Below are 5251 nucleotides of genomic sequence, written 5' to 3'. Positions count from 1 at the left end.
CCAGCCAGGCCCCCGCTTCGGAAGCGGGGGCCTGGCTGGCCTGCGAGGGGGCGGGGGCGGTCGCGCAGCCCGCGAAGACGCCCGCTAAGAGCGCGAGGCAGAGAAGCAGAGAGATGGATCTTTTCATGGTTTCATAACTTCCTTTCTTCCTAGCTTATCGTTAAGAGGCTTCCTTTCCTCCTGGGTCCGTTATTCCTGCCAGTGCTTTAAGATCGCGTCGGTCGTCTTTTCCGAAAGGGAGGTGATGCTCTGGGTCTCCATCGTGCGCACGTAGGTGTCCAGCCGGTCCTCGAGCGGCTCGGTGAACTTTTTGTCGAGCGCCGCCGTCCCGAGCATCGCGCCGTAGGCGTGCCCGATCGGGCCGCCGGTGCAGTCGTTGTCCTGCCCGGACATCATCAGGATGCTCATCGCCTTTTGGTAGTCGTTGCCCGCGAAGTAGATCGCGATCACCTCGGAGGCCATGTTCGGGTAGCAGTGCACCCAGTTGTAGTGCTTGTATTTTTCCTCGCACAGCTCCCACGCCTCGCGGTAGGTCGCCGATTTCTCGCACGCCTCGAAGGCGAACTCGAGCACGGTGTAGAACTCGCTGTCCATCGGGATGGCGCGCATCGCCTTCTCCAGAACGGTGCGCATGTCGGTCTCGACGTAGGCCATCGAGACGAGCACCGCGTTGAAGACCTCCGCGAGGATGCCGTTGTTGTGGTGGGAGACCCGCCCGTCCTTCCAGGCGAGCTCGGCGGCCAGCCTGGGCCTGCCGGGGGCGAGCGCGCCGCAGATGGCTGCACGCATCGCGGCGCCGATCATCTCGCGGTAGGGATTGACGAGGTAGCCGCTCTGCGGCGGATAGATGCCCGAGCGCATGTGGCGCAGGGCGACCTCCTCGGCCGTGTAGGCGAAGGGGATGAGCCCCACCCACTTGTCGGCGATGTCGTCGGAATCGATCGCGTAGCCCTTTTCACGGAACGCCTCGAGCAGCGCGAGCTCGAAGGTGATGTCGTCGTTGAGGGTCTCGGGGGGCTTGACGTAGCCGTCGATCTCCCCGAACACCTCCCACAGCCGGGAGGATTTGAAGCCCTCCACCGCCGTGCCGAGCGCCGAGCCGATGATCTCGCCCAGCCAGCCCGCGTGCACCCGGTCGAAGAGCTCCTCCCGGCCGGGAAGCCGGTAATCGGGATAGTCGCAGAGCTGCGCGTTTTGCAGGTACTGCTCAAAGCTCTCGTAGACCACGTAGGACCAGTAGGGGTGCCCCTCGATCTTGGGGGCCTCGGCGAGCGCCTTGAACACCCGCGCGTTGAGGACCTGCAGGTCGATGAGGCGGTCCTCCCGGATCGCGTCGAACGCCAGCGGGATGAGCTTGTCCGCCTCGGTGACGTCGTAGCCCATGTTCGCCATGCTGCTGATCGCGCCGAGCATCTTGGAGTAGGGCGCCTTCGACTCGGGCAGGGGCTTGGTCCACGCGCCCTTGCCGCTCTCGAGCATCTGGCGCGCCTCCTCGAGGAACTTGCCCTCCAAAAGGTTGTCCCACTGGATGAGGTCGGTGCGGTCCTTCACCGGCACCGCGCCGCTGAACATTTCGTAATCCCATTCCCACGCTTGTTTCATGCGGTAACACTCCTATCTGTAAAATTATGACATGGTCAAAAAATGGGGGTTGTATTATAATGGTCCTGATACTTTCAGGCTGGTACGATCAGGTTTTTTTGCGTTTGCCGCCTGCACTGTTTTGGAAGGAGGGCGCCCCATGTCCATCTCCTGCGCGGACCTCAAGGGCCTCAGGCACTTCAGGCAGATCCGGCTGGTCGCCGGTGAAAAGGGGCTCTACCGGCAGATCTCCTGGCCGTTCATCTGCACCACCTCGACCATCTCCCAGTGGCTGCACGGCGGGGAGCTGATCTTCATTTCGGGCGCGGGTCTCGACTGCGGGGAGGAGAGCCTGCTCTCCCTTATGCGTGAATCGGTCTCCAAGGGGCTGGCCGGCATGGTCATGCTCACCGGGGAACGCTACATCCCCGAGATCCCCCCGTCGCTGGTCGAGCTGGCCGACGCGTCCTGCTTCCCGCTCTTCGAGATGCCCTGGGACGTCAAGCTGATCGACGTGACGCAGGAGATCTCCGAAAACATTATGTACCGCAAGGAGCAGTCGAAGAAGGGGCAGCGGTTCCTGGAACAGCTGCTCTTTTCCGCGGACGACAGCCGCACCTTCGAGGAGCTCTCCGGGCTGTTCGGGATCCCCCAGCGCGCCTTCCGCTTCATCGCGGTGGCGGAGATCCAGGCCGGGGACCCGGCGGCCGCCGCCCTGGACACCATCAAGAGCGACCTCTCCCACACCCTCAAATCGTGCGGCGAGGGGGAGGGGCGCAGCGTCCTGGCGATGGGATATCTCAACACGGTCGTCTGCCTCGCGCTCGGCAAGACCGAACGGGACGCCGCCGCGCTTGACAAATGCCTCACCGAGACGTTCGGCGTGCTCTCCAAGCGCTATCCCCACGCGCCGCTGCGCCTGGGCTTCGGGCGGGTGTGCCAGAAGGGCTGCCCCATCCGGACGAGCTACTCGGAGGCCAAAAAGGCGCTGGCCACGATGGCCAAGGGGATCAGCCGGGAACAGGTGCTGCACTATTCCGAGCTCGGCATCTTCCGGCTCTTCTTTGAAATCGAGAACCCCGAGGAGATCCGGAAGTACTCCCGGGAGAACCTCGGGCCGCTGCTCGAGGCGGACCGGAAGAACGGCTCCGACCTCGTGGGCACGCTGCGCAGCTACCTCTACAACAACTGCAACCTGCTGCGGACCTCCCAGGCGCTCTATATCCACCGCAACACCCTCATCTACCGCCTCAATACGATCAAGGGGCTGCTCGCCAAGGATTTAGACGATGCGTTTGTCCGGCACGAACTCTTCAACAGCATCCTTGCCGCGGAATTCATCGAAAAATAGCGGTTCCTCCCGCAAAAAGCCCCGGTCGGTTTCGACCTGCTCGAACCGCCGGAAGAGGAATTCTCCCCCGCGCACCGAGCAGGCGACGCTCGCGCGTTCGCAGACCGCGTCAAACTCGTCGGCGGCGTTGAGCACGATAAAGTTGGCGTCCCTGCCCGGCGCGATGCCGTAGGCGTCCTGGATGTGCAGCGTCTTCGCGCCGTTCACCGTGATCAGGTCGAGCGCGCCGTAGATCTGCTCGATGCTCGTGAGCTGGCAGGCGTGCAGGCCGGCGTCGAGGATGTTCATGAGGTTCCCCGAACCGAGCGGATACCACGGGTCGGAGATCGAATCCTGCGCGAAGCAGACGTTGAGCCCCTCGGCGAGCAGCTCGGGCACGCGGGTCACGCCGCGGCGCTTGGGGTAGCTGTCGCACCGGCCCTGAAGATGCATGTTCTCGGTCGGGCAGGAGATGAAGTTGAGCTTCGCGAGCTTGAGCAGCTTAAAGAGCTTGGCGGTGTAGGCGTTGTTGTAGGAGGCCATCGCGCAGGTGTGGCTGGCGGTGGTCAGTTCGCCGATGCCGCCGAGGTAGGCCTGCGCGGCCAGCTCCTCGAGGAAGCGGGACTGCTCGTCGTCCGTCTCGTCGCAGTGGATGTCCACGAGCTTTCCGTATTTGACCGCGAGCTCGACCGCCCTTTTGACCGAGCGCAGCCCGAACTCGCGGGTGAATTCAAAGTGCGGGATCGCGCCGACGACGTCGGCGCCCATTTTAAGCGCCTCCTCCACGAGCCGGTCGCCGCCCGGGAAGGAGTACATCCCCTCCTGCGGGAAGGCGATGATCTGCATGGTGACGAGGTCGGAGACCTCCTCGCGCAGCTCCAGCATCGCCTTCAGGCCGGTGAGGTTGGGGTCGGTCACGTCCACATGGGTGCGGACGTATTGGATGCCGCTCAGGATCTGCTTGCGCAGGGCGATGCGGGCGCGGCGCTTGATCTCCGCCCCGGACATGCCGCCCTTTGTCTCCGACCAGCGCTGGATGCCCTCGAAGAGGGTCCCGCTGTGGTTTTTCGCGCCGGGTTCGCGCGCCGTATATACATAATCCAGATGGATGTGCGGTTCCACATAGGGCGGAAGCGTCAGCTTCCCGCCGAGGTCCACCCGCTCGGCCTCCGGATACCGGGCGCCCAAGCCGGGAGCGATCTCCGAAAAGACGCCGTCCTCCACCAAAAGGTCGGTGACGCCGGCGGCGCCCTTGAGCTTCGCGTTCAGAAATAAGGTTCTCTTCATGTGCAGAAATCCCCTTTGATCCAGGCGGGCCGGTGGCCGCCGTGTTCTCTGTTAAAAAGCATAGCACAGCGAAACGGCTTCGTCATTGTACCCTGCGTACAAGCATTTGGCGAGCTTTCGGACTTTTTGTACATTGTAGCCACAATCCTTTTCCCTTATCATTTGATTATGTGATGAACATCCAAAAGGAGGGCGCTGTATGTTTGAAGAAGTCAAGATGGAACGGATGACCTGGCGGGAATTTGAGGCGAAAAAGGACCGGGTCCTCATCCTCCCGGTCGGCGCGACCGAACAGCACGGGCCGCACCTGCCGCTCTGCGTGGACGCGGTGCTCGCCGAGCAGTTCGCCTGCCGGCTCGCCCAGGCGGTCGGCGGCGTGGTCGCCCCCACCCTCTCCTACGGCTATAAGTCGAAGCCCCTGAGCGGCGGCGGGCCCCTCTTTCCCGGCACGATCGACCTGAACGGCGCGACGCTCCAGCAGCTCGCCTCCGACCTGTTCGACGAGTTCGTGCGGGACGGCTTCACCAAAATCTTCATTATGAACGCGCACTTTGAAAACGACCCCTTCCTCATCGAGGCGATGGACCTGTGCAGCGCCCGTTATGGGGACCGCGTCACCCTCCTGCTCTCCAACTGGTGGGACCCCATGCCCGAGGAACTGATCGGCCGCCTCTTCGACGAGGTGCCCTTCCCCGGCTGGGCGTTCGAGCACGCGGCGATCACCGAGACCTCCCTCATGCTCTACTTCGCGCCCGAGCTTGTGCGGGAGGAGCTCATCGTCGATTCAAAGGGCGCCGCGCCCTGCCCCTACTTCAAATATCCCATCGATAAAGACGCCATTCCCTCCACCGGGGTCCTCGCGACCGCGCGTTCCTCCTCGGCGGAAAAGGGGCGGCTGATCGTCGAGGCGGTTCTCCCACGCCTCGTCGAGATCGTCGGTACGGCCTTCCCAGGCTGACAAAAACAGGGCGGCGGGTCCGTATGGACCCGCCGCCCGGTTTTTGCACGCCCCGGATGCGCAAAAAACCCCCCGGCGTTGGCAGCGGGGGGTTT

The 5251-nt window shown here is 63.5% G+C and carries 4 protein-coding genes; 2 read left to right on the top strand and 2 right to left on the bottom strand.

The annotated features are described in order from the left end of the window. Positions 1–189: 189 nt before the first annotated feature. Positions 190–1602: an ADP-ribosylglycohydrolase family protein gene (locus RCI06_RS14090; protein WP_121587652.1), complete on the bottom strand. Its 1413-nt coding sequence runs from the start codon at positions 1600–1602 to the stop codon at positions 190–192. A 139-nt stretch (positions 1603–1741) separates the two neighbouring features. On the opposite strand from RCI06_RS14090, the gene RCI06_RS14085 reads away from it, so the two are divergent. Continuing rightward, entirely contained in the window at positions 1742–2932 is a 1191-nt protein-coding gene (locus RCI06_RS14085) for a PucR family transcriptional regulator (RefSeq protein ID WP_306576411.1), read from the top strand. Here RCI06_RS14085 and codA read toward each other — a convergent pair. Continuing rightward, positions 2864–4198, bottom strand: a complete 1335-nt coding sequence (gene codA / locus RCI06_RS14080; RefSeq protein ID WP_306576410.1) for a cytosine deaminase — start codon at positions 4196–4198, stop codon at positions 2864–2866. The two genes, RCI06_RS14085 and codA, sit on opposite strands and share 69 nt — an antisense overlap. A 199-nt stretch (positions 4199–4397) precedes the next feature. Between codA and RCI06_RS14075 the strand changes: the two genes are divergently transcribed. Next, positions 4398–5156, top strand: a complete 759-nt coding sequence (locus tag RCI06_RS14075) for a creatininase (RefSeq protein ID WP_302823412.1) — start codon at positions 4398–4400, stop codon at positions 5154–5156. The last annotated feature ends 95 nt before the right edge of the window (positions 5157–5251 follow it).

Origin of the sequence: Anaerotruncus massiliensis (ex Togo et al. 2026) (genome assembly GCF_030825285.1) — a bacterium.
GTDB classification, from domain to species: domain Bacteria; phylum Bacillota; class Clostridia; order Oscillospirales; family Ruminococcaceae; genus Anaerotruncus; species Anaerotruncus massiliensis.
Note: the sequence above shows the minus strand (reverse complement) of the source record. Positions and strands in the feature narration are given on the sequence as shown.

What these genes read in the sequence shown, in the direction of transcription:
- RCI06_RS14090 (WP_121587652.1), bottom strand. Translation starts at nt 1,602, where the DNA reads ATGAAACAAGCGTGGGAATGGGATTACGAAATGTTCAGCGGCGCGGTG.
- RCI06_RS14085 (WP_306576411.1), top strand. Translation starts at nt 1,742, where the DNA reads ATGTCCATCTCCTGCGCGGACCTCAAGGGCCTCAGGCACTTCAGGCAG.
- codA (WP_306576410.1), bottom strand. Translation starts at nt 4,198, where the DNA reads ATGAAGAGAACCTTATTTCTGAACGCGAAGCTCAAGGGCGCCGCCGGC.
- RCI06_RS14075 (WP_302823412.1), top strand. Translation starts at nt 4,398, where the DNA reads ATGTTTGAAGAAGTCAAGATGGAACGGATGACCTGGCGGGAATTTGAG.